The sequence below is a fragment of the Couchioplanes caeruleus genome, from assembly GCF_003751945.1.
Taxonomy (GTDB): Bacteria; Actinomycetota; Actinomycetes; order Mycobacteriales; family Micromonosporaceae; genus Actinoplanes; species Actinoplanes caeruleus.
In genome coordinates, this window is sequence record NZ_RJKL01000001.1 from 1,605,261 (window position 1) to 1,624,201 (window position 18,941).

13 protein-coding genes are annotated in these 18,941 nt (G+C 74.2%); 4 read left to right on the plus strand and 9 right to left on the minus strand.

The genetic code is table 11. From position 1 onward, the window contains the following. Positions 1-113 precede the first annotated feature (113 nt). Complete coding sequence (locus EDD30_RS06990) at positions 114-1,700, plus strand: methyl-accepting chemotaxis protein (RefSeq protein WP_071810226.1); 1,587 nt, start codon at positions 114-116, stop codon at positions 1,698-1,700. A 2-nt stretch (positions 1,701-1,702) separates the two neighbouring features. Here EDD30_RS06990 and EDD30_RS06995 read toward each other — a convergent pair whose 3' ends face one another. The 5 genes from EDD30_RS06995 to EDD30_RS07015 form a co-directional block, all read right to left on the minus strand. Continuing rightward, positions 1,703-3,037, minus strand: coding sequence for a M1 family metallopeptidase (locus EDD30_RS06995; RefSeq protein WP_071810228.1), 1,335 nt, complete (start codon positions 3,035-3,037; stop codon positions 1,703-1,705). Then, entirely contained in the window at positions 3,034-6,942 is a 3,909-nt protein-coding gene (locus EDD30_RS07000) for a Pls/PosA family non-ribosomal peptide synthetase (protein ID WP_425321276.1), read from the minus strand. The genes EDD30_RS06995 and EDD30_RS07000 overlap by 4 nt, the downstream gene beginning before the upstream one ends. 153 nt (positions 6,943-7,095) lie before the next feature. Further along, positions 7,096-8,340, minus strand: coding sequence for a BtrH N-terminal domain-containing protein (locus EDD30_RS07005; protein WP_071803729.1), 1,245 nt, complete (start codon positions 8,338-8,340; stop codon positions 7,096-7,098). Positions 8,341-8,552: 212 nt separating this feature from the next. Further along, entirely contained in the window at positions 8,553-9,629 is a 1,077-nt protein-coding gene (locus EDD30_RS07010) for a hypothetical protein (protein ID WP_071803728.1), read from the minus strand. Continuing rightward, positions 9,626-9,958, minus strand: coding sequence for a PadR family transcriptional regulator (locus EDD30_RS07015; RefSeq protein WP_071803727.1), 333 nt, complete (start codon positions 9,956-9,958; stop codon positions 9,626-9,628). Before EDD30_RS07015 ends, EDD30_RS07010 begins: the two co-directional genes overlap by 4 nt. An 85-nt stretch (positions 9,959-10,043) precedes the next feature. Between EDD30_RS07015 and EDD30_RS07020 the strand changes: the two genes are divergently transcribed. From EDD30_RS07020 to EDD30_RS07030, 3 genes are all read left to right on the plus strand, one after another. Next, complete coding sequence (locus EDD30_RS07020) at positions 10,044-10,340, plus strand: antibiotic biosynthesis monooxygenase family protein (RefSeq protein ID WP_071803726.1); 297 nt, start codon at positions 10,044-10,046, stop codon at positions 10,338-10,340. Between the two features lie 684 nt (positions 10,341-11,024). Further along, complete coding sequence (locus EDD30_RS07025) at positions 11,025-11,867, plus strand: hypothetical protein (protein ID WP_071803725.1); 843 nt, start codon at positions 11,025-11,027, stop codon at positions 11,865-11,867. A 158-nt stretch (positions 11,868-12,025) separates the two neighbouring features. Then, positions 12,026-12,634 carry a response regulator transcription factor gene (locus tag EDD30_RS07030; protein ID WP_071803724.1) on the plus strand — a complete coding sequence of 203 codons (609 nt, stop codon included), beginning with the start codon at positions 12,026-12,028 and terminating at the stop codon, positions 12,632-12,634. Here the strand turns inward: EDD30_RS07030 and EDD30_RS07035 are convergent. The 4 genes from EDD30_RS07035 to lanKC all read right to left on the minus strand — a co-directional run bounded on the left by EDD30_RS07035 (position 12,547) and on the right by lanKC (position 18,895). Continuing rightward, a complete protein-coding gene (locus tag EDD30_RS07035; RefSeq protein WP_123678124.1) occupies positions 12,547-14,364 on the minus strand; it encodes an ATP-binding cassette domain-containing protein in 1,818 nt (605 codons plus the stop codon). The two genes, EDD30_RS07030 and EDD30_RS07035, sit on opposite strands and share 88 nt — an antisense overlap. Further along, a complete protein-coding gene (locus tag EDD30_RS07040) occupies positions 14,361-16,061 on the minus strand; it encodes an ATP-binding cassette domain-containing protein (protein WP_071807432.1) in 1,701 nt (566 codons plus the stop codon). Before EDD30_RS07040 ends, EDD30_RS07035 begins: the two co-directional genes overlap by 4 nt. Positions 16,062-16,157: 96 nt before the next feature. Next, a complete protein-coding gene (locus tag EDD30_RS07045) occupies positions 16,158-16,277 on the minus strand; it encodes a SapB/AmfS family lanthipeptide (RefSeq protein WP_071807433.1) in 120 nt (39 codons plus the stop codon). A 5-nt stretch (positions 16,278-16,282) separates the two neighbouring features. Continuing rightward, complete coding sequence (gene lanKC / locus EDD30_RS07050; protein WP_071807434.1) at positions 16,283-18,895, minus strand: class III lanthionine synthetase LanKC; 2,613 nt, start codon at positions 18,893-18,895, stop codon at positions 16,283-16,285. Positions 18,896-18,941: the final 46 nt, after the last annotated feature.

An 18,941-nucleotide genomic window follows, 5' to 3' on the forward strand; every position in this document is an offset into this window, starting at 1 on the left:
CTCATCGGCCGGTGCCCGGGGGAGATGAGACTCGATCACCGCTCAGCTTCCGCAATAGTCAGCCGATTTGGAAAAGGCAAGTCCTCCGTCGGAAGGTCACCATGGTCCGCGTAATGCCGCGCCTGACACTGGGTCGCAAGATCGTCGCGCTGGCGACCGCCGGCTTGGCACTGGTCCTGGCCGTCGGCGGAATCGGCCTGCTCGCGGCCGGCCAGCAACAGCGTGCGCAGGATCGTCTCGTCCGCGCCACGGATGCGGTCCGGGCGGACCGGGCCGTCGCCGCCGCCCAGGCGGTGCTGCGCGGCGACGTGCTCGCCGCCATGGTCGCCCGCACCGCCGAACAGCGCCGCGCCGCGCTCGACAGCCTCGGCGGCGACGCCGCCACGCTGCGCGACAGCATCGCGGCCCTGCACGCCGACACCGCACCGGCCCCGGTACGGGCCGCGGCCGCCGGCCTGGACGACAAGGTCGAGCTACTGATCACACTGAGCCAGCGGGTCGTGAGTCTGGCCAACCTCGGCGTCACGGACCCCGCCCAGAACCGGGCTCGCGCCGCGCTGCCCGAGTTCCAGAAGGCCTCGGACGCGCTCGGCGCCTCGCTGGAGCCGGTCGAGGCGGCCATCACCGCCGAGGCCCGCCAGGCCAGCCTCGACGCCGAGGCCGCTCAGCGCTCCGCGCGTACCCTCACGATCGCCGGCAGCATCGTCGCCGCCGTGCTGCTGCTGGGTTCCGCCGTGGTGCTGGCCCGGCACACCAGCCGGCGCCTCAAGGACTGCCTGCACGTGGCCAACGCCATCGCCGACAAGAACCTGACCGTCCAGCCGCGCGTCACCGGGTCGGACGAGCTGACCGAGCTCTCCCAGGCGATGGGCCGGGCCACCCAGAACGTCCGTACGGCCATCACCGAGCTCGACGAGGCGGCGGACACTCTGGCCAGCGCCTCGGAGGAGATGCACGCCACCAGCGGCAGCATGACCCAGGGCGCCGAGACGACGGTGGAGCGCACCTCCATCCTGTCCAGCGCGGCCGACTCGGTCCACGAGGCGGTGAACGGGGCGGCGTCCAGCGTCACCCACATCGGCGACTCGATCGACGAGATCGCCGCTCGTACCGTCGAGGCCCGGCGGATCGCCGCCGACGCCGCCGGCGCGGCCGCGACGTCCGGGGAGCTCGCGCAGCGCCTCGACACGTCGAGCGCCGCGATCGGCGACGTGGTCAAGCTGATCACCTCGATCGCCGAGCAGACCAACCTGCTCGCCCTCAACGCCACCATCGAGGCCGCCCGGGCCGGCGAGTCCGGCAAGGGCTTCTCCGTCGTCGCCGGTGAGGTCAAGGACCTGGCCCGGGAGACGGCCGCGGCGACCGAGGACATCTCCCGGCAGATCGACGCCATCCAGCGCGACTCGCAGGCGATGCGCGAGGCCATCGCCGAGGTGGCCCGCATCGTCGGCGACATCAACGGCACCCAGGACGTCATCGGCGACGCCGTGGAGGCACAGAGCCGGGCGACGGCGGAGATCTCGGCCAGCGTCGAGCGCGCCGTGGCCGCGGTCGACGGCATCACGAACAGCCTCGGAGAGGTCGTGCAGGGAGCGTCGCTGACCAGCGTCGGCGCCGGCGAGACCCAGAGCGCGGCGGTCGACCTGGCGCGGCTGGCGGTTCAGTTGCGCACGCTCGTCCGCGAGTTCCAGCTCACCTGACGCTATCGAGGCAGTGGCGGCAGCGCCCGGCTGTCCAGCCAGGCGGCGAACAGGCCTGCCAAGGGCTCCCTGGCGAACCGCTGGGCGTGCGACCGGAACTGCTCGGTCGTCACGGTGGCGTGCTGATGCTCGGCGACCCAGGCCCGCAAGAGCGCGAAGAACGAGTCGTCGCCGACCGTCTTCCGCAGGGCGTGCAGCGTGAGCGCGCCGCGCTTGTAGACCACCGGGTCGAACATCCGCTCAACGCCGGGGTTCGCGACGATCATCTTCTCCGGGCGAGCCGCGACGTAGGCGTGCCACTCGGCCGCCAGGGCGTCCGCCGGCCGGTCGCCGCAGACCCCGGACCACAACCATTCGGCGTACGTGGCGAAGCCCTCGTTCAGCCAGATGTGCCGCCAGTCCGCGACCGTGAGGCTGTTGCCGAACCACTGGTGGGCCAGCTCGTGCACCACGAGCCGCTCGTGGGTACGCCGCCCGTCGACGTGGTTCTTCCCGAAGACGGACATGCCCTGCGCCTCGATCGGATCGTCGAGATCGTCGTCGGTGACCACCACGACGTACTCCCGGAAGGGGTACGGGCCGAAGAACCGCTGCAGCGTCTCCATGATCTCGCCGTGCCGGCCGAAGTCGTGCGCGAAGTCGGCGCGCACGGTGTGCGGGATCGCGGCGTGCTGGACGACGCCGCCCACGGCGAGGTCGACCCGCTCGTACCGGCCGATCTGCACGCTCATGAGGTACGGGGCGGTGGGCTCGCGGCGCTCGAACACCCAGGTGGTGGTGCCGGCACCGCGGTGCCGAGAGATCGGGTCGCCGGTCACCAGGACGGTGTACGCCGACGGCGTGGTGACCGCCACCTGGAAGCTGGCCTTGGCGCCCGGCTGGTCGTCACAGGGGAACCACGAAGGTGACCCGAGCGGCTGGCTGGCGACGATGACGCCGTCGGTAAGCTCGTCCCAGCCGATGTCGCCCCACCGGCTGGCGACGGGCACCGGCTTGCCCGAGTACCGGATGTCGACCCGGAACGCGGCGCCGGCGCCGAGCGGGCGCTCCGGCCTGATGTGCAGCTTGTCCGGGCGGTGGGCGAACTTCGCCGGCCGCCCGTCCACCCGGACGTCCTGGACCCGGAAGCGGCCGAGGTCGAGGGTGAGCCTCGACAGCGGCTGGGCGGCCACGGCGGTGACCGCCGCCCTGCCGGCGAGACGGTTGGTGGCGACCCGGTAGTCGAGGTCGAGGTCGTAGTGCAGCACCCGGTAGCCGCCGTTGCCGTGCTCGGGAAGGTACGAGTCGGTCGAGCGGTCGGCGCCGGGCGTGGCGCCGACCGTCGGTTTCGGGGTCATCCCCGGCGGGAGGCCGGCGCCGGCCAGGTCGCGATCGGGTTGCCGAGCCACCGGCTGTCGACGGGTACGGCGTCGCCGCGCGTCACCAGCGAGCCGGGCCCCACGGTGGTCCGTGCACCGATGCTCGCGCCGGGCAGAACGATGCCGTGCGGGCCGAGCGTGGCTCCCGCACCCAGGGTCACCTCATCCATGCTCATGACACGATCATGGAACAGGTGGGTCTGCACCACACAACCGCGGTTCACCGTGGCGCCGTCGCCGAGCCGTACCAGGTCGTACTCGGGCAGCCAGTAGGTCTCCAGCCAGACACCCCGGCCGATCCGGGCGCCGAGCGTCCGCAGCCAGGCCGTGAGCAGCGGCGTCCCGGCGGCGAAGCGGACCAGCCAGGGCGCGGCGAGGACCTCGACGAACGTGTCGGCGAGCTCGTTGCGCCAGACGAAGGAGGTCCACAGCGCGCGGTCGCCGGCGCGGAACCGCCCGGCCAGCAGCCACTTCGCGGCCGTCGCCGTCGCGGCGGCGGTGAGCGCCGCGCCGAGCAGCACCGGGCCGGCGGCGAGCGCGGCCGCCCACCCTCCGGCGACCTGCCACACGAACGCGAGGGCGGCGAGAACGCCGACGGCGAGGGCGGCGGCGCACATCACCGGGGCGATCCGGCACAGCTCGACCGCGGCCCGGGCCAGTTTCAGCCGGACCGGCGGGTCGAAGGTACGGCTGGTGTCGGCCGACTCGACGGTACGGCGCAACGGCATCGGCGGAGCGCCGAGCCACGACGAGCCCTTCTTCGCCTTGCGCGGCGCCGACGACAGCACGCCCACCAGGCCGCGCTTGGGCACCGAACGCCCGGGCGCCGCCATCCCGGAATTGCCCAGGAACGCCTGCTTGCCGATGCGGGCCGGGGCGACCCGCAGCCACCCGTGGCTCAGCTCGTACGTGGCGACCATGGTGTCGTCGGCCAGGAACGCGCCGTCGGCGACCGTGGTCATCGCCGGCAGCGCCAGCACCGTCGACACCTCCGCGCCGCGACCCACCTTCGCGCCCAGCAGCCGCAGCCACACCGGTGTGAAGAGGCTGGCGTAGAGCGGGAACAGTCCGACCCGGGCCATTCCCATCAGCCGCTCGGTCGTCCACACCTGCCACGCCACCCGCCCGTGGACGGGATGGCAACCGGCGCGCATGCCGATGCTGAGCGCCCGGACGGCGACGAGCACCAGGAGCGCATAGCCGGCGAAGTAGGCGAGGGTCGCCACCGCGACGGCGGCCAGCACCGGGCCGGCCGCCGGGCGCGAGGCGATCGTTGCGCCGAGCACGGCGAGGCCCGGCAGGGCGGCCAGGACCGGCAGCAGCCCCATGAGCTGCGCGGTCAGCCCGTACGCCGCGATCCAGAAGCGGGACCGCACCGCCGACCGCGGCGGGCGCCGGGCGGGCCATGCGGCCGTGTCCCTGGCGGCGGGTGCCGCCGGTGAGCCGGCCCAGCGCTGGTGCGCCGGCACGGCGCCGGCCACGGTCGAGCCGGCGGCGATCCGCGCGCCCTTGCCGACCCGGGCGCCGGGCATCAGCGTGCTGCGCGACCCGACGCGGGCGCCGGCGCCGACGCGCACCTTGCCGATGTGCACGACGTCGCCGTCGACCCAGTGACCGGCCAGGTCGACCTCGGGCTCGATCGCCGCGCCGCGGCCGAGCCTCAGCAGACCCGTGACCGGCGGCGCGGAATGCAGGTCGACGTCGGGGCCGATCTCGGCCCCCAGCGCCCTGGCATAGGTGATCATCCACGACGCTCCGGCGACGCTCGTCGCGCCGGTCAGCTCGGCGAGCCGCTCGGCGGCCCACAACCGCAGATGTACGCCGCCGCCCCGCGGGTAGCTGCCCGGGCGTACGCCACGCAGCAGCAGCCGCGCTCCCCCGGCCGCCAGGCCGATCCGGCCGGGCGGGCTGAACAGCAGCACCCCACCCAGCGCCACCCACCACCAGGACACCGCCGGCGCCCACGGCGCCGGGACGCCCACGGCGGCGATGTTGCCCAGCGCGGCCAGGACGGTCAGCCAGCGGAGCCCGACCAGCGCGAGCATCGGCAGCATCAACGCGAGCTGGACCAGCCCGGACCACCGCGGCGTCGGCCGGACCTCCCGGCGGACCGCCGTCGTGTCGCCGAGCGCGGCGAGCACCCCCGCGAGCTGTGACAGCTTCGGGTGCCGGTAGATGTCGGCCACCGAGACCTGCGGATGCCGGCGCCGGATCCACGCCACGAGCTGCGCCGCACTCAGGCTGCCGCCACCGTGGTGGAAGAAGTCGGCGTCCGCCTCGGTGGGACGGACGCCGAGCGTCTCCTCCCACCCGCCGGCGAGCCATTCCTCGGTCGCGGTCAACTCGGCCGCCGCATCCGCGACGGTGGCCAGCGGCCAGGGCAGCGCGGCCCGATCCACCTTCCCGGACGTCCGGGTCGGCAGAGCGTCCACCACGGCCAGCAGCGGGACGAGCGCGGCGGGCAGCCGCTCCCGGATCCACCGCGTCGCCGCCGCGACGTCGAGATCGGCGCCGTCGCGAGGCACCACGTACCCCACCAGCAGTTGGTTGCCCGCGGCGGTCCGCTGCACCGCCGCGGCCGCACCGGCGACCCCCGGCAGTGCCTGCAACGCGGCGTCGATCTCGCCCAGTTCGATCCGGCGCCCACCGAGCTTGACCTGCTCGTCGCCGCGGCCGACGAACGACAGACCCTGCGGCTCCGCCCGGACGATGTCCCCGCTGCGGTACGCCCGCTGCCAGCCGAGCGCCGGCAGCGGCGCGAACTTCTCGGCGTCTTTGTGCGCATCCAGGTAGCGCGCGAGTCCCACCCCGCCGATCACCAGCTCGCCGGTCTCCCCCATCGCGACCGGCTCGCCCGAGGGGTCGACGACCGCGAGCTGCCAGCCGGCGAGCGGCAGCCCGATGCGCACCGGCCCGTCACCGGTCATCCGCGCGGCGCAGGCGACCACGGTCGCCTCGGTCGGCCCGTACGTGTTCCAGACCTCGCGTCCCTCGACGGCCAGACGCTCGGCGAGCTCCGGCGGGCAGGCCTCGCCGCCGAAAATCAACAGCCGGACCTCGTCCAGCGCCTCGACCGGCCACAGCGCGGCGAGCGTCGGCACTGTGGACACCACCGAGATGCGCTGCTCGGCCAGCCACGGGCCCAGGTCGGCGCCGCTACGGACGAGCGACCGCGCGGCCGGCACCAGGCACGCGCCGTGCCGCCACGCCAGCCACATCTCCTCACAGGACGCGTCGAACGCCACCGACAAACCGGCCAGCACGCGGTCATGCGGTCCGATCGCCTCGTCGGTCTCGCCGGCGAGGAACAGCCGTGCCTCGGCGTCCACGAAGGCCGCCGCCGCGCCGTGGCTGACGGCGACGCCCTTCGGAGTTCCCGTCGAGCCGGAGGTGAAGATGATCCAGACGTCGTCGGCCGGTCCGGGCCGGCCGGACCGCCCGCCGGGGGTACGGCGCAGCGACACGGCGAGCCCGTCGCCGACCACTGCGGACACGCCCGCCTCGGCGAGGACGAGCTCGGCGCGTTCCTCGGGATCGTCCGCGTCGACAGGCACGTAGGCGGCACCGGCCGCGAGCACACCGAGGATCGCGAGATACAGCTCGGCCGTACCGGACGAGACCCGGACCCCCACCCGGTCGCCGGGGCCGATCCCGTGTCCCGCCAGCGACGCCCGCACGGCGTCGACCTCCACGGCCAGCTCACGGTAGGTCAGCACCGTCGCGCCGCCGTCGAGAGCCAGGGCCCCGGGGTGCGCATCCACGGTCTCGTCCAGGATGTCCAGCAGCGTCCGGCGGACCGGGGGTGAAGTGGACCGGAACACCGCGGGCGCCACCGGTTCGGTAGCGACGGGGGGAAGCTCCACCAGTGGCAGATCAGTCGTCACGGTCACCAGGCGTGCACCACATTCACCTCACGGGTCGGCGTGAACCGGGCGTCCGGCATGCGGACCCGCCCGGGGCAGCCCTCCACGTTACGTCGAGTGAGCGCACAATGACGGATATGCGGCGCATTCGTGTCGCCCGCCACAGCAGGTCCCTCAGCCGGTGAGCATTTCCACCGCGCGGGTTTCCAGGTCGTGCGCGGCGTCGACCAGGTCGGCGAGCTCGGCGAACAGCGCGGCCCGGCCCTCGGCGCCGAGGTCGGGCACCGGCGGCAGTGCGGCGATGCGTTCGTCGATCTCGCGGACGTCGGCGCCGGTCATGGCGAGCATCATCCGGCGCTCGGACAGTTCGCCGTACTCTCCCGCGTGTGCCTCGGCCCGCGCGGCGAGCGCCGACCAGCGGTCGCCCGACTCGCGGAACAGCTTCGCCGCGCCGGCCAGTGCCGGTCGCCCCAGCATGGCGGCCGCCTCGTCCAGGAAGTCCGCATAGAGCGGGCGGGTGCCGCCGGGCCCGGTGTACGACAGTTCGAGGCACTCGTAGAGCCGGCGCATCGCCGTGCCGAACGACTCCGGCGAGCCGAGTCTGCGCTGCCATCCTGATTTCGTCCGGCCGTCGCGGAGCTGGTCGGCAAGCCGGCGCATGCCGGAGAACCCGAAGTTCGCGTCGAAGCCGTGCCCGAGCACCGGCCCGGTGAGGTGCGCGACCGTGGTCGCGATCGCGTCATCGACCTCCGGCCGGCCGGCCGCGACGGATTCCACCACGATCCGGTGGTGCCGGCCCTTCTTGTGCCCGGCCCAGGCCGCCGCGAACTCGTCGAGCGACAGCCGGTGCGGCACCGCGGCGGAGTCGTCGATGAGGACGGTGTCGCCGTCGATGCCGGCCACCACGATGCCGTACGGTTCCGTCGCCAGCGCCGCCTGGCCGCCGTGCCAGGGCAGGCGCGACCGGTCCACGCTGACGTAGACCGGTTTGCCCCGCTCGACCGCAGCGCGCAGCGCGGCCAGGGCACGCGGCGTCGAGGTGCTGTGCTCCTCGACGAACGTGAGTGGCAGCCGGCGCAGCGCCGACTCGACCCAGGGATCCGGGTGGTGCTGGGCCACGATCGTCACGATCGGCGGCATGCCGCGGTACTCGAAGACCGCGTACATGAAGCCGACGCCTCCGGCAAGCCCGCACACCATCGCCTCGGAGCACGCGACCCCGGCCTGGCGCAGAAGATGCACGGCGAGTGAACTGAGCCGGTGCTGCCCCGGCCCGAACGCGTCGTACCCGGGGACGAGGCCGCTCGGCAGCGCGGGGGGCTGCGGTCGGACCACATGGCGGCGGGCGGTGGTGTACGACTCGCCGGTGCGCGCCATGCGCTCCCGCACCAGCTTCTTGAGGCGGCGTTGTTCGGTCACGTCATGTCCTGTCCGGGACGGCGGCAGCGGCACTGCCCCACGCCGGCTGACCGCGCCCCGTCCGGCTGCACTGCGGCGGACATGGACGACTGCGACTCACGCTCCGCGATGGCATGGTGGCCACCTTCGCCCCCGCATCGCCGGCGTGCGTGGGCGCCGGTCAGGGGGTACGGCGCGCGGACCGCGCCGCCCGCGATCGTACCCCTCGCAGGTCAGCCGTGGCGAGCGTCGGCCCCGGTCGCGGCGGACGGCGCCGGTAGCCGCCGCATTCCGCGGGCCGCCACCGTGATCAGGTAGCCGCCCGCGGCCAGCATGACGGCGCACTGCACGGCGCCGACCGCCGTAGGCAGGATGTTGTCCGGGGCTCCCCAACGGAAGTAGTCCAGCGTCGTCGCCAGGCGAAGGCCGAAGGCCGCCGCGACGAGCAGGGCCAGCGCCAGCGGCCGGCTCGGGATGGCCGACCGGCGGGTCGCGACGAGTTGCATGACGGTCGCCCCGGCCAGCGCCGTGCACCACAGGCCCGGCCAGTCCACCAGGGCCAGCAACCACAGGTCCCGGCCGGCGCCGAGCCGGTGGGAGTTGAGGTGGACGGGCAGTTGGACGGCGAGTGCGAGCGCGACGCCGACAGGCACGGCGATCAGCCACGGCCGGTACCGGATCGGCGGGGCGTCCTGGTGGAAGGCGGCGAGGGCCAGCACCGGCAACGCGCCGAAGAAGAGCGCGTACGCCTGGCCGGAGGTGAACTCGTAGCCGGCCGGGCCCACGGCGCCGGAGAACAGCATCGGGAGGAGGGCGACCACCGCCAGCACCCGGGCCGCGCGCCGGTGGCCGAACAGCAGTGACAGGTAGGCCGGGAGCCACAGCAGGCCGGCCAGGGCCCACAGAGCATGCCAGCGGTCGGTGAGCCAGCTCCCCTCGGGAATGCCGTCCGGCCCGATGAGGTCGTCCAGCCGCCAGACCATCCAGGCCATGGTCAGGGTGTCGGTCAGCGCGGTGACGACGTGCGCCAGCAGGCCGGCGAGGGCGACCAGGCGGATCGCCTCGGCCCGGGCGAAGCGCCGGGGGGCGGCACCGGTGCCGCCCAGGCGCAACCGCAGCGCGAGCGCCGCGACGCTGGCCACCTCGGCCCTGCTCGGGCTGCTGATCTCGACGCCTTCCGGATCCTCGGGATTGGCGTCGTACGCGCCCTGCAGGAAGGAGTCGACCATGTCCTCCTCCCAGGCGTGCCGGTAGTCCGCCGGCAGCAGGCGCAGAACCCGGCGGTAGCGCTCCTCCAGCAGACTGGTCATCCCAGGCCTCCGGCGGTCGCGGGCCGGTGCGCGGCCAGCCGCCGTGCGGCCGCCTCGGCGTTGGCGGCCTGCCGCGCCACCTGCTCGCTCAGCGCGGTGAGGCCCTGTTCGGTGAGCCGGTAGTAGCGGCGGAGCCGCCCCTGGTGCGGCTCCTCCCGGTCCAGCTCGACCAGGCCGTCGGCGACCAACCGGTCGAGGACGCCGTACAGCGTCCCGATCTTCAGCGCGACCCGGCCCTCGGAGAGCTGGTTCACCTCGCTGACGATCCCGTAACCATGGCGTGGCGTGTCGACCAGCGCGGCGAGGATGAAGAACGCCGGCTCGGTCATGGGGCGTGCGGTCATGGGCCCAATATAATGCAAGACAAGATATTGTGCATTACCTGCGGCCAGGTCGGTCTGAGATCATCCGTGGATGATCCTCGAACACGCGCTGCTGTCGGTGAAGCCGGGACAGGAGGACGCCTTCGAGGCGGCCTTCCGGCAGGCCACGAGCATCATCGCGGGCATGCCCGGGTTCGGCCGGCTGACCCTGTCGCGCTGCCTGGAGCGGTCCGGCACATACCTCCTGCTGGTCGAGTGGGACCGGCTGGAGGACCACACCGTCGGTTTCCGAGGCTCGGCGGAGTACCAGCGGTGGCGGGACTTGCTGCATCACTTCTATGAGCCCTTCCCGAGGGTGGAGCACTACGACGAGGTCCTCCACGCCTGACGGCATCCGTACCCGTCGCTCCTGGGTGAACCGCCTACCGTGCCGGCCGTCGGCGCTTCTTGGTCGACTCGCGACAGTCCTCGAGCGACGGTAGCCTCGGTCGAGGAGGTGGGGGTTGTGCGCCGACATGTTGCCGCACCGGCGGTCACTGCCCTGCTCCGTCTCCTCTTCATGGCCGGCTTGGCGGCCGCGGCTTACCTCGTGTTCGGTCTGCTGGACCATCCGGCCCACGCCGACGCGGGCCTCAGGGATGAGGTGCCTGAGGGCAACTCCCGGGTGATCCGGGGTGACGACTTCCCGGCACCGGGCACGAGGACGGCAGCCCTACGGACGGGAATCCTCCGGCCGGCGATCCCCGTGGAGCCGGCCCGACCGGCCGTCAAGCGGTCGGATCCCGCGGCAGAGCCGGCACGGCCAGCCGTCAGGCGATCGGATGCGGCAGCAGAGCCATCACGGCCGGCCGCCAGGCGGTCCGATCCCGCGGCCGGGCCGGACCGGCATGCCGCCGAGCCACCACGCCGGACGGACGAGCCACCACGCCGGGCGGAAAGGCGGCGCCTGTTGGCCGCGGAGCCGCCCGGAACCGCACGGCCGATCCGGCACGCCGCCGGGCCACCACGCCGGGCGGCGGCCGCGGGTCGGGAGCAGGCACGCACGGCACCTCGTCTGCGGAAGGTTGCGACGGTGGCCGGCCGCCTGACGGGCCTGACGCCACCCGCCCGGTCGGCTCTGCCGCCGCTGCCCGACCCGGACGTCGCGTTGCACGCACGGGCGCTGCCCGACCCGGCCATCGCGCTGCACGCGCGGACGCTGCTCGACCTGAACGTCGCGCTACGCCGGCAGGCGTTGCCCGACCTGAGCGTCGCACTGCACCTGCCGACGCTGCTGGATCTGAGCCTGCGACTGCACCTGCCGACGCTGGTCGACCTGAGCGTGGGGCTGCACCTGCCGAAGCTGGTCGACCTGAGCGTCGCGCTGCGCCTTCCGGCGGCTCTCGACCTGGACGTCGCGCTGCACGTGCCGGCGTTGCCCGATCTGAGCGTCGCACTGCATCTGCCGGTGCGGCCCGGTCCCGGCACGCCGTCCTCCCTGCCCGCCCCGCTCCCTGCGAGGGAATTCCCGGTGGGACTTACTCCGCCCGCCGCTTCCCCGGCCGTCGACGCCGCCCCGCCGGTGGCCGCAGCTTCGGCGGCCGCACCCGCGGCGTCGGCCCGGGCCGGCAGCGTGGTGCGGTGCGGCGACGGGCCCGAGTGCCAGATGTACGCCCCGGCACCGCTCGCGGCTCCCGGCGCCGACCGGACTCGGTCCGCGTCGGCAGCGGGCCGGACGGCACCGCCGGCTCTTCCGTCGCAGCCCACCCCGCATGGCACCACCGAGCGGGCGGCCGGCGGGGCCGCCAACGGCGCACCGGCGATCGGTGCCCTCCCGTCGGCGTGGCGTCCCGGCCCGGCGCCGGCCTTCGCCCTGCCGGGCGAGACGACCACCGCCCGGGGACGCACCGTCAACTATGCAGGACCTCCCAGCTGATCAGGCCTCCCCTCGGGGGACAGCCAGCAGGCCGTCACCGGCGTTCCCGCTGACGGCCGTCCGCCAGCGCCACGTGTGACCTCCGGGCACCCCACGGGTGTCCGCTCCCGGCGCCGGCGTCCCACCGCCCAGCTTTCATCCTGGCCTGGGAGGCCACCGTGATCCGCATTCTGCTCGCCGAACCCATGAATCTTCTTCGCGGCGCCCTCGCCGCGACGCTGTCGCTGGAAGAGGACCTCGACGTGGTCGCCGACCTCGGGCGGCTCGACGAGGTGCTCCCGATGGCGCGGGCCGTGTCACCCGACGTCGCCGTGATCAACACCGATCTGCTCGCCGACCCGGATCTGCGCGTCGTCGGCCGGATGAACCTGGAGCTGCCGCACTGCGGGATCCTCCTGCTGGCCTGCGCGGACGCGCCGGCCCGGCTGAGCCGGACACTGGACACCGGGGTGCGCGGCTTCATCGACAAGCAGGCCGGGCCGCGCGAACTGGCGTACGGCATCCGGCAGGCGGCGCGCGGCGAACGCGTGATGGACGCGCGTCTCGCGGTCGCCGTGCTGGCCGCGCCGCGCAACCCGTTGTCGCCGCGCGAGCGGGACGTGCTGGTCGTCGCCGCGTCCGGCGCGCCGTCGCAGGAGATCGCCGCCAAGCTGCACCTGACCGCCGGCACGGTCCGCAACTACATCTCAGCGATCCTGCGCAAGACGGGCGCCCGCAACCGGTTGGAGGCGGTCCGCATCGCCGAGGAGGCCGGCTGGCTCGACTGAGCCGGGGAGACAGGCAGGCTCGACCGGGCCGGGAAGACCGGCAGCTCGACCGACCAGTGCCCGGCCAGGTCGCGGTAGAGCGGTGACGTGCGGCGCAGCGAGCCGTCGGTGCCGAGCGTCGCGGCCGTGCCGTCGAGCAAAAGGATCCGCGATGCCCGCAGGGCGGAGCTGACCCGGTGGGCGACGACGACCAGCGCGCCGGGCCGGGCGGCGAATGCCTGCTCGGCGCGGGCCTCGGCGGCCGCGTCCAGGTGGCAGGTGGCCTCGTCGAGCAGGACCAGCGGCGCCGGCGACAGGTACGCGCGGACCAGGGCCACGAGCTGGCGCTCACCCGCGGACAGCGCGTCCGGGGTGACGTACGCGTCGTAGCCGCCCAGCCGCTGGAGCACCGTGGACAGACCGACCGCCTCCGCCGCCCGGTCGATCTCGTGGACGTCGGCGCCCGGGTGCAGGTAGCGGAGGTTGTCGAGCAGCGTGCCGGTGAACACGTACGCCTCCTGCGGGATGAGCACCCGCTGGCGGGCGAGCGTCCGGACGTCCAGCCGGTTCGTGCGCGCGCCGCCCAGGCGTACCTCACCCTGCTGGGGTTGCAGGGTGCCGGCGAGCAGGCCCACCAGAGTGGACTTGCCGATCCCGCTGGGGCCGATGATCGCGAGATGGTCGCCATCACGGATCTCCAGGTCGAGGCCGGAGACCACGGGCTCGGCGCGGCGGCCGTACGCGAAGGTGACGCCGCGCAGCAGCACGTCCGCGCCGTCCGGCCGTGCCGCCGGACCGCCGTGCGCGACCGGTTCGGGCCCGCCACCGCGCAGGATGCGGTCGAGCGTCACGACGAGGCGCACGCCACCGCCGCCCAGGCCGCCGATGAGCATGGTCAGCGCCGGCTGCACCCCGTGCAGCAGGTAGGTGAGCGAGCCGAGGATCGCTCCGGCGGTCAGCCCGTGGTCCACCAGCCATGGCGCCGCCGCCAGGACGACGGCCAGCGGCAGCCAGCCGCCGACGGCCAGGCTGATCCCGCGGGCCGCGGTCATCCGGACGACCGCCCGTTCCGCGGCGGCCTGCGCGTCGACCGGCACGGAGATCTCGGCGGCCATCCGGTGCCCGGCGCCACAGGCGGCGATGTCGCGCAGTCCGGCGAAGGCCCGGCCGGCGTGCTCGGCCAGGTCCTCGTCGGCGAGCACGTACGCGCGCTGCCGGGCGGCCATCCTCGGCACCGCCGCGGCGAACAAGACCAGTCCCGTCAGCAGCGGCACCGCGACGAGCAGCGCCACCACCGGGGCCAGTGAGGCCAGGCCGAGCAGGGCGCCCGCGATGGCGAACAGGAACCCGCGCGTGGTCATGATCAGACCGGCGAAGGTGTCCCGGACGATCTCCACCTGGTGGGTGAGCCGGGCCACCGCCGACCGGTCCACTCCCCCGCCGGCGACCGCCGCCCGGCGCAGCGTGCCGGTGACCACGTGCGCCACCAGTTCGTCGCGCAGCGGCTCGGCCAGGTCGGCGAGGCAGCGGAAGGTGCGGCGGGTGCCGATCGCGCCCACCAGGACCGCCGCGGCGAGCAGGCCCAGCCAGCCGAGACCGGCGGCCGGGTCGCCCGCCAGGAAGCCGCGGTCCACCGCGCGGGCGACGGCCTGTCCGGACAGGATGGCGGGCAGCGCCTCGAGCACCGACCAGCCGGCCAGCCGGGCCAGCACGCGGGGACGGCGGCGCAGGAATACCCGCAGGATTCTCATCGTCCGGCCGCCGGGAAGAGCATCCGGTACTCCGGCTCGGTCCGGAGCGCGTGGTGCGGCGCGTAGCCGCGGACCCGCCCGTGGTCCAGCCACACCACCAGGTCGGCCCGCGCGGCGGTGCCGGCCCGGTGGGTGACCACCAGTCGCGTACGGCGATCGCGAGTGCCCAGGAGCGCCTGGTACACCTCGTACTCGGTGACCGTGTCGAGGCTGGAGGTGGCGTCGTCGAGCACGAGCAGCCGCTCGGCACGCAGCGCCCGGGCCACGCCGAGTCGCTGCGTCTCGCCGCCGGACAACGGGGCGTCCCGCAGCGGGGTGTCGTAGCCGGCCGGCAGCCGGTCGACCACCGCGTCGACCCGCGCGGCCCGGGCGTCGGCGCGCAGCAGGTCCGGGGCACGGCGGTCCGGACCGAGCCCGATGGCCGCACCGACGGTGTCGCCGATGAGCACCGGGCGGGCGAAGGCATACCCGATCGACCGGCGCAGCACCTCCTGACGCAGCCTTCGCAGCGGCACGCCGTCCAGCCGTACGTCGCCGTCGTCCGGGTCGAGAAGCCGGCCGGCGACGGCGGCGAGGGTGGACTTTCCGGAGCCGGAGTGGCCGACGACCGCCACGGTGGCGCCGCCCGGCACCACGAGGTCGACCCGGTCGAGCAGCGGCCGGTCGCCCCCGCCGGGATCGCGGACGGTCACCGCGCGCAGTTCCAGCCGGCCCGCCCCGGTGGGCAGGTCGGCGTCGCCGTGGCGGTGTGCGGGCGCGGCGAGGATCTCGGCGATCCGCCGGCTGCCCGCCCGGGCACGGGCGATCCGTCCCAGCACGCCGACGACGCTGCCGAGGCCGGCGCCGAGGGCGGCGTACTGCAGCGCGGCCAGCAGCGCGCCCGGGGTGAGCCGGCCGGCGGTCAGGGCCAGGCCGGCCACCGTGACGACGGCGATCTGCACCAGCGGTGCCACCACCGCGCCGCGCGCCGCGGCCGTCCCGATCGTGTCCCAGGTGCGGGCGCCGTGGCGGCCCAGGCTGGGCAACGGCCGTAGGACCCGCGCGATCTCCCGGTCCACGGTGCCGGCCGCGCCGATCGTCCGGGCACCGGCGAGCGCTTCCGTCAGCCGCGCCGCGATGTCGCTCTGGGTGCGCTGGTAGTGGGTGGTCGCCTCGGCGGCGTCCGTGACGTACGTACGCATCAGCAGGCCGAGCACCACCAGCCCGCCCACGAACGTGGCGCCGAGCCACGGGTCGATCAGGGTGAGTGCGGCCAGGCTGCCCAGCGGCGGGACGAGGGCGGCGCCCGCAAGGACCACGGCGGCCGCGGCGCCCCCGGCCTCGGGGACCTGGCTCACGAGCCGGCTGACGAGATCTCCGGGCGGGCACCGGCGGGAGGCCCGCGGGTCGAGCGCGAGGACGTGGCCGGCGACCGTGTGCCGCAGCCGGGCCGTGGCCCGCGCACCGCTCATCCCGGCGGCGAGATCGGTCAGGATCTCGGCGGCGGCGACCAGTCCGATCAGGACGACGGCGACCGCCAGCCAGCGTGCCGGGTTCCCGTCCGGTGCGAGCACCGCGTCGACGGCGGCACCCAGGGCCGCCGGAAGCAGCAGGTCCGCGGCGGCGGCCGTCAGGGCCGCCAGCGCCAGACCGGCCGTCCACGGTCCGCCGTGCCGGACCGCCCGGACGAGCAGCCGATCACCCTCCTCGACGGACATGGCACCTCCTGGCCGCTGAGCTCGCACGGTGGGGCCCCGAACCGGAGCAAGGGGCGGTCCGGTTCGGGGCGGTTCCGGGGTACAGGCTGGTGTGCGTCAGTTACAGGTCGTGACGCTGAGCGAGCTGTCGCCACAGAGCAGCAGGCTGGCCCGGCTGCCACCGCCGTACGCGGCCTCGGAGGTCAGTTCCATCCCCTGCAGGTCCAGAAGTGCCATCTCGTTTACCCCTTTCCGTGCTCGGTGTGGATCTTCTTACCCTCCGGTCGGAGGGAAGCTGGGGAAGTGCCCGCCGCGGGCGCCAGGAACGGCAGGTCCACGGGCTCGTCGTGCAGCGCGGCACCGAGCGCCAGCAGGACGCCGGCGGATCCCGTCGCCAGGTCCATCGACAGGCGCAGCAACTGCTCGCCGGGGAAGGCGAGCCGGCCCTGGAAGGGCACGGCGTGCCAGGCCAGGTTGCGGATCTGGGCCCGCAGTTCCTCGCCGTCGCGGTCGCGCTGAGCCAGGTACCGGATGATCCCGGCCCGGCCCGCGAAGAGCCCGGCCTGCGCGTAGAACGGCGATCGCGCGGCGAGGCTGATCGCGTCGCTCGCCTCGGCGAGGCGTTCGTCGGCACGGTACGCCAGCACCTGGTCGATGACCGCGCCGATGCCGACGCTGCCCCGGGCGAGGTACGGCATCGTCCGCCAGCCCTCGTCGACCTCCATCGCGCCGTCGTCGCGCACGACGCAGCGGTCGAGGTCGCGGCGGATCGCCGTCGTGGCCCCGTTCAGCAGTGCGACGTCGCGGGTGCGCTCGTACATCCGGAGGAACAGCAGCGCGGGACCGGTCCAGCCGTGGGTGAGCCCGGCGTGGTGGGGGCGTGCGCCGCTGGTCGCGGGAGCGTCGCCGGCGGCCTCGAGCCGTTCGAAAAGCAGGCCGGTCGCTCGCCAGGCCGCGGTGGAGAACGCCGGCTCGCCGGTGGCCTCGGCGAGATGGAGCAGGTTCAGCCCGATGCCGGCGAGCCCGCTCATCAGGTCGGGGCCGAGTTCGTCCCACTTCTCGCGCAGGCAGCGGTCGACGACGTCGAGCGCCTCCTGCCGGTGGCCCAGCCGGTGCAGTGCGTACGCCACGCCGTGCAATCCGTCGTAGAAACCCAGCCGCGCCCCGGAGGGCGGGTCCAGCGCCCGCTTGACCAGCCATGCCTCGAAGTCGCGATGGCGGCCGGCGCCCGTGACATGGAGGCTGTACAGCACACCGGCCGCGCCGTGGGCGAGGTTGAGCCCGCCCGAGTGGAACTGTTCGACATCGCCCGGGAAGAGGCGGTCGTCACGCTGCGGCGTCGCACTGCCCACGATGGCCTCGGCGAGTTGCCGGCGCAGCACCGGCCACCCGGCGGCGCCGGACCGGAACCGCCGCCACACACCGCGCGGCCGGGGCGCGGACGACGCGGCGATCACGGCGACGGCATCGGCCAGATAGTCCTCGGGTACGCCGAACCGCTCCGTGATCACCTCGGCGAAGTGGTACGCCTTCTCCGGCGCCAGGCGCAGCATGGCGGTGAGCGGCAGGAACAGCGCCAGTTTCAGGCAGGCCAGCGCGAACCGGTCGATGTCGCGCCCGCCGACCTCGCGCGGTGCCGCGAAGCCCTGGTTGCGCAGGCCCGGCCGCCGGTAGCCGCCGACCGGGCCGGCGACCTCGAAGTCGACCAGTGCGACCGTGTCCCCCTCCGGGTCGCCGGTGCGCACCAGCACGTTGAACAGATGCAGGTCGCCGTAGACGTAGCCACGCTCGTGGATCGCCTCGATGGTCCGTTCCACCTGCCGGTGGATGCGCATCGCCCACGCGGCGTAGGCGGCGTACCGCTGCGGGTCCGCGGTCGCGTCGATGAGCGGATAGCGCTCGACCAGCACCTTGTTCAGTGGCGTGCCGTCGATGTACTCCAGCGCGAGGAACTCGTGCTCGCCGAGCCGGAACCGATCGTGTACGCGCGGCACGGCGAGGCCGGACAGCCGCCGGAGCGCGTCGTGCTCGTGACCGAGGCGCGTCACCGCGTCCGCGCCGGTGGCGTCGAGCCCCGCGTGCGGCCGGGCCTCCTTGAGCACCACCCGGTCGCCGGAGCGGGTGTCGGTGGCGGCGTACAGGCCACCGCCGTTGGAGAAGTGGATCACCCTGTCGATGCGGTACGGCAGATCGGCGGTGGTCGTGGCGTTGCGCGCGGCGAGATCCGGGGCGAGGAACGCCGGCAGCGAGATCCACTCGGGCGTACGGAAGACCGGGTCGCGCCGGTCCGGCACGAGTCGGCCGGACGGGTCGGAGATGGCGGGTTCGACCACGCCGTCCACGACGCAGTAGCGGGCGGCGAAGCCTCCGTACCGCACGTGCAGCGGGCCGGTGCCGAGGCGCAGGTCGCTGAGGATGTACGGGCCGGGCTCACCGCGCAGCAGCTCGCCCAGCTCCTTGCACACCAGCTCCAGCTCCGCCTCGTCGCGCGGGTAGATCGTCACGAACTTGCCGCTCGTGCCGCGCCGGGCGTACTTGGCGTTGCGCATCAGCAGGGCGGCCGGGCCGTGGATGAACTTGAACGCCACGGCGTGGGCCACGCAGTAGTCCAGCACCACGTCCAGCACCCGCTCGGCGTTGTCCAGACAGGCCGACACGTGGATCTTCCAGCCCTGGTTTGGGAGGCTGCCGCCGGTCGGCGCGTACACGAGCCAGTCGTCGAGGGCCTCGCGCTGCCAGCCGGTCGGGACCGGTCGGCTGGCGGCGGCGAAGAGCGCCGCGGTCGGACGCCGGGTGTGCAGGGAGTCGTAGAAGAGCGGATCCACCACACAGAACCGTTCGTACTGCTTGTCCACGGCCCGCTCCTCCCCACCGTCGCTGGTTGCTTGTCACCAGTCTTCG

Excerpts from the sequence above, each read along its gene's own strand:
- EDD30_RS07040 (WP_071807432.1), bottom strand. The coding sequence starts at position 16,061 with ATGTCCGTCGAGGAGGGTGATCGGCTGCTCGTCCGGGCGGTCCGGCAC.
- EDD30_RS07015 (WP_071803727.1), bottom strand. The coding sequence starts at position 9,958 with ATGACCGAGCCGGCGTTCTTCATCCTCGCCGCGCTGGTCGACACGCCA.
- EDD30_RS06995 (WP_071810228.1), bottom strand. The coding sequence starts at position 3,037 with ATGACCCCGAAACCGACGGTCGGCGCCACGCCCGGCGCCGACCGCTCG.
- EDD30_RS07035 (WP_123678124.1), bottom strand. The coding sequence starts at position 14,364 with ATGAGAATCCTGCGGGTATTCCTGCGCCGCCGTCCCCGCGTGCTGGCC.
- EDD30_RS07020 (WP_071803726.1), top strand. The coding sequence starts at position 10,044 with ATGATCCTCGAACACGCGCTGCTGTCGGTGAAGCCGGGACAGGAGGAC.
- EDD30_RS06990 (WP_071810226.1), top strand. The coding sequence starts at position 114 with ATGCCGCGCCTGACACTGGGTCGCAAGATCGTCGCGCTGGCGACCGCC.
- EDD30_RS07045 (WP_071807433.1), bottom strand. The coding sequence starts at position 16,277 with ATGGCACTTCTGGACCTGCAGGGGATGGAACTGACCTCCGAGGCCGCG.
- EDD30_RS07010 (WP_071803728.1), bottom strand. The coding sequence starts at position 9,629 with ATGACCAGTCTGCTGGAGGAGCGCTACCGCCGGGTTCTGCGCCTGCTG.